General features: G+C 40.7%; 5 protein-coding genes. 1 reads left to right on the forward strand and 4 read right to left on the reverse strand.

From position 1 onward, the window contains the following. Both AB4653_RS17910 and AB4653_RS17915 read right to left on the reverse strand, forming a co-directional pair. A partial coding sequence (locus tag AB4653_RS17910; RefSeq protein ID WP_372104888.1) for an HlyU family transcriptional regulator occupies positions 1-208 on the reverse strand: 208 nt, incomplete at its 3' end. 38 nt (positions 209-246) lie between these two features. After that, a complete protein-coding gene (locus AB4653_RS17915; RefSeq protein ID WP_009845358.1) occupies positions 247-615 on the reverse strand; it encodes a late competence development ComFB family protein in 369 nt (122 codons plus the stop codon). A 392-nt stretch (positions 616-1,007) separates the two neighbouring features. Here AB4653_RS17915 and AB4653_RS17920 point away from each other — a divergent pair, with 392 nt between their 5' ends. After that, complete coding sequence (locus tag AB4653_RS17920; protein ID WP_012600626.1) at positions 1,008-2,249, forward strand: GGDEF domain-containing protein; 1,242 nt, start codon at positions 1,008-1,010, stop codon at positions 2,247-2,249. Positions 2,250-2,328: 79 nt separating this feature from the next. On the opposite strand, the gene AB4653_RS17925 is transcribed toward AB4653_RS17920, so the two are convergent. Both AB4653_RS17925 and AB4653_RS17930 read right to left on the reverse strand, forming a co-directional pair. Beyond that, positions 2,329-3,315 carry a Solitary outer membrane autotransporter beta-barrel domain gene (locus AB4653_RS17925; protein ID WP_372071326.1) on the reverse strand — a complete coding sequence of 329 codons (987 nt, stop codon included), beginning with the start codon at positions 3,313-3,315 and terminating at the stop codon, positions 2,329-2,331. Between the two features lie 101 nt (positions 3,316-3,416). Next, positions 3,417-4,388 (reverse strand): diguanylate cyclase, encoded by a 972-nt coding sequence (locus AB4653_RS17930; protein WP_170962720.1) that lies wholly within the window; start codon positions 4,386-4,388, stop codon positions 3,417-3,419. Positions 4,389-4,465: the final 77 nt, after the last annotated feature.

Here is a 4,465-nt window from a genome sequence, read left to right on the forward strand (position 1 = left end):
GTTTGTTTGAAACAACATCTGAACGAATAAAACGATGGGTTTTGATTTCACCATCAAATTCTTTCTCGATTCGCCCAGCTACACGGTATTGACCAGATTCAGCAATGGCATCTTGATAGATATTGAAGCCTTTGTATTCGACTGGCTCAATTTCTACTTTTTGTTCGGTTTTTTCTTTGCCACTAAATAATCTAGAAAAGAATCCCACGTTTTTACTCCTTAAATGACCGCATTAACCGTAAACTATCATGACTGTTTACCGCTCAACAATGGCTTTTCATACCATTGCAATTCTACGTCATCATCAAAATTATGTTGACTAAAGATAACGGGTACATTGTCGTCACGCTCGCGTCTTCTGTCGTCAATGATCATACTTTCTGCATTTTTGACCGCGATCTCACTATTTCGTTTATACAGTACCAATTTATCCTCTGGCAATGCCGATAGAAAATCGACGTCGAAGCGAATATAGATTGGTTTAAGCTGACCTAAAGCCAAACACGCAAGATCGGCTAACTGCTCGTTGGTATAGCCAGAAACATACTCTTCTGTCGCTAATACATTTCCCACCAAAGTTTCCATATAGTTATGGACATCGACACTGATTTGCATAATACACCTCCATGTTGATCGGTTGTTTCTAGTTTAATCGTTGTTGTAGCTAATCATTGTTGTAACTCATCGCGGTTGTTACTAACCGCTTCTGCAGCTAGGCGTATAACATCTGTTCATTGCTACTTAGGTAACCACCTAACTCTTGAGCACAAACTATGTTGATTTAGTTAAGTATCAATAACGGCTGTTTCATTTATCATATATACTGTTTAGCTCGTTCTTAGGTTAATAGCAACTGAAACACATATAAATTTAGTTGTACAATTAGCGAGCTATGATCATGTTTTTGCTATAATTTAATGAAAAAGCTTGGCAATTGCTTGTTTACCCGTATCCTACGTATAAAATTAAAATATAAGATCATCATTATAGTTAGGCTCACCACATAAATGACATCTTCTTTCGTCACGTCGAGCATATTTCGATTTTGCTTTCCCTTACTTCTATTAGCAATATTACTTGCAGGTATGAACAACGTCATCCTAGTGACGGATTCAAACTTAGGGTTTGCTAGCAACCTCCCATACATTCTATTGAGCGTTGCGGTTTTGCTGTGCCACACATTTAAGCAAGGTCGTATGGCCATGGTGTCCTTAACCATGCTCGTCGCATACCTCATCATTCAAGTTCGTTTACAAACGCCACTCAACACAGGCACCACTCTATTAGAACTGTCTCTGTTAACCGCTTTAGTCCCTGTAACATGCTTACTGGTGTATGCCTTCCCAGATAACGGCGTTAACTCGAAATCCATGTTCCTATATGCTTTGGTTCTCGTTCTGTTTACGGTATGGGCACAATTAATTGTTTCTCATTTCCAGTCAGGTGGATTTGAGTCATGGAGCGAAGGTATCCTGTTTATCGTTAACGGATTCTCGAGGCTACCTTTCGTTTTAGTGCTGTATAGCCTTTGTTTACTTGGCCTTACTTCGATTTTAGTTCTGGTATACAACCGCGCGATTGATGTTGTCGTATACAGCGCAATTTTACTTTCTACTAGTACATTCATATTTTTTGATGTGCAATACATCTCTAGTACGATGTTCTCGCTGTCTGGTACGTTATTCATTATCTATGTCGTCTCTGCTAGCCACGATATGGCCTTTAATGACCGTTTAACTAACATTCCTGGCAGACACGCCTTAGAAGTGGATATGAAGCACTTAGGGCGAAAATACTCAATGGCGATGGTTGATATCGACCACTTCAAGAAATTTAACGATACCTACGGGCATGACATTGGCGACGATGTGTTGAAGTTAGTAGCACGTATATTGAGTGAAACAACCGGTGGTGCAAAAGCTTATCGCTATGGTGGTGAAGAGTTTACGATTATTTTTAAAGGCAAATACTCGGAACAGGTTAAAGAGCACCTTCAAGTTCTCATTTCGGAAGTACAAAACTACGATATGACGATTCGAAATAGCAACGATCGCCCTGACGACCATGAAGTCGGCATTAAAAAGCGTGGTCAGAGCAACAAATCAACTGAAGTCGTAAACGTAACGGTGAGCATTGGGCTGTCTGATAGTAGAACCACTAAACAACCCGTAGAAGTCTTGAAACTTGCCGATAACGCACTGTACAAAGCAAAAGAAACTGGCCGAAACAAGCTGTGTGTCGATAGTTAAAGACGTTGAAAGTCTTGGAATGTAAAGCTCTGAACATCGTAATTTAACGGTGTGAACATCGAAAGCGTTGGTGCTTAGACTAATCTTGGTTAAAGAATATGACTAAGCTCCCTCCTTTCAAACTACTTCCGTAATTGATAGTAAACCCTATTCCTACATTATCGACCCAGTCATTAAACAGATTTGGGTTAAGCAACCAACCTACACTAGCTTCGTAGTAAGCTGTAGTGCCCATAGACGCGACAGTATCACCACCAATATCTATTCTTCTTATACTCGAATACATGGATGTGATGTTTTTGTCCCAACGAACTAAGTCATAGAAGATCTTAGCTTCATTTGCTATGTACCAACCTTCTGGGTGACCAATGTTACCGTTATTGGCTTCTCCCCAACCTATACCATTAAAGTAATGCCAACTGGTACTGAGTTTATATTTTCCCCAGTCATTCTTATCTTCAAACATCAACTTTATCTTAGGCTCTATTATGTATGCCCAAGCATCCGTGTTCAGATAAAGACCATCCAGGCGACCTTGAATTGGTGCAAGCAACGAAGAACGATATTCAAAATCGTTTCGATAATAGGAAATATGGTTACCAATTGCAGAACTAAAACTCAAGTATTCGTTTAACTGGGATACGTTCGCGTACTCAACGTAACCAGAAACAACAGACTCTTTTTGAAAGTCGCTTATCGTTGAACTGGCATATTGAACATCCTTCTCTATCCGCAACGCAGATAAACGAAGTGTTACTTCTTGATGGTTGTCTTCAATATAACTTGGCACTTCAAAGGTATAAGGAAGGCTGAGGGACGCGATATTTTGTCGGCGACTTACTGAGTCATTAGAGCCAATATCTTCATTGTCCAAACTAAAGACTTTGTTGGGATCAAAATTATTTATGCCAAAGGTAAACACATCCGTATCATTGAGCAAAACACTCGTTGCGAAGGTTTGTTCAATGTCTTTCCTGACCAGTTCAGAGAGTGAAGCTGCGTTAACAGCGGTTGGAGACACGGAAACAAACAGAGTTAATACAAGACCTTTGTTTGAGTTAGTCATGACGAATGACTTGGAATGCTGCATTTCTTTTATCACTTAGGTCACTTCCTAGCTTATAAGCTACTAGAAGTATAATTCAGGTTACTACCGAAGCTCGTCAACTATTGCTCAAGCTCTATAATATCGCGTTGTATGTAGGTATTTCTTCCACTTTGCTTGGCCTGATACAGTGCTTGGTCAACCTTTTCGTAAATAGAAGCGATAGCTTCACCACCTTCAGGGATGAATGACAACACACCTTGTGACGCTGTCACTCTGTCAGACACTGCTGAGTAGTCGTGGACGTAGTTCATTTGATGCAGTGCTTCTTTTACACGATTGGCCTGTAAATTAGCCGCGGAGCTGTCGGTATCACTCAGAATGATGACGAACTCTTCACCGCCGTAACGTCCAACAAACTCTCCAGCTCGAACAAAGAGCTCTTTCAAAGTATTGGCAAGCCCTTGCAGGCACTTATCCCCTTGAATATGGCCATAGTTATCGTTGTAAGGCTTAAAGAAGTCAACATCGAGTAGTATGACGGTCATGGATATATTACGTCGTCCGTGCCACGCAATGCTCTCTTCAAGCTTAGTATCCATATATCGTCGGTTGTACAATTTGGTTAGGCCGTCTTCGTTGGCTTGTTGTTGCAGTAAAATATTCAGTTCTTCGAGTTTGGCGGTACTCTGTTTTAACTCTCGTCTCATGTGCGCAATACGCTGCATCGCAATCAACTTAGAGTTCAAAACAACTTTGTTTACTGGTTTGATCAAATAGTCATCGCCGCCGGCATCAATCGCTTTTGCGATCATTTCAGGCTCTTCATGACCGCTCAAAAAGATGATCGGAACCCATTCTGGGAATTGCCGACGAACTTCGTTTGCGACCTCAAAACCATCCATGTCTGGCATGCTGATATCCAGTAACACGAGTTCAGGATCAAAATCAGAATAAACATTCAGGGCTTCTTTTCCGCTACCAACAGCTTCTACAACATGACCCAGTTGCTTGAGTCGAATAGCGAGTTGCATCCTATCCAGTTGAACGTCATCAACTAGCAATATGCGCATCGAAGATCCCTTTTCTATCATCACATCACCTTTATCTAGTGTTGAATATTCAAAGTAGCTCAAATTTGGGCTTAAATCATGCCCTAATCTCTATATTA

Source organism: Vibrio sp. 10N.222.48.A3, from assembly GCF_041475345.1.
In the GTDB taxonomy this organism is placed as follows: domain Bacteria; phylum Pseudomonadota; class Gammaproteobacteria; order Enterobacterales; family Vibrionaceae; genus Vibrio; species Vibrio tasmaniensis_A.

What these genes read in the sequence shown, in the direction of transcription:
- AB4653_RS17930 (WP_170962720.1), bottom strand. Translation starts at nt 4,388, where the DNA reads ATGATAGAAAAGGGATCTTCGATGCGCATATTGCTAGTTGATGACGTT.
- AB4653_RS17920 (WP_012600626.1), top strand. Translation starts at nt 1,008, where the DNA reads ATGACATCTTCTTTCGTCACGTCGAGCATATTTCGATTTTGCTTTCCC.
- AB4653_RS17925 (WP_372071326.1), bottom strand. Translation starts at nt 3,315, where the DNA reads ATGACTAACTCAAACAAAGGTCTTGTATTAACTCTGTTTGTTTCCGTG.
- AB4653_RS17915 (WP_009845358.1), bottom strand. Translation starts at nt 615, where the DNA reads ATGCAAATCAGTGTCGATGTCCATAACTATATGGAAACTTTGGTGGGA.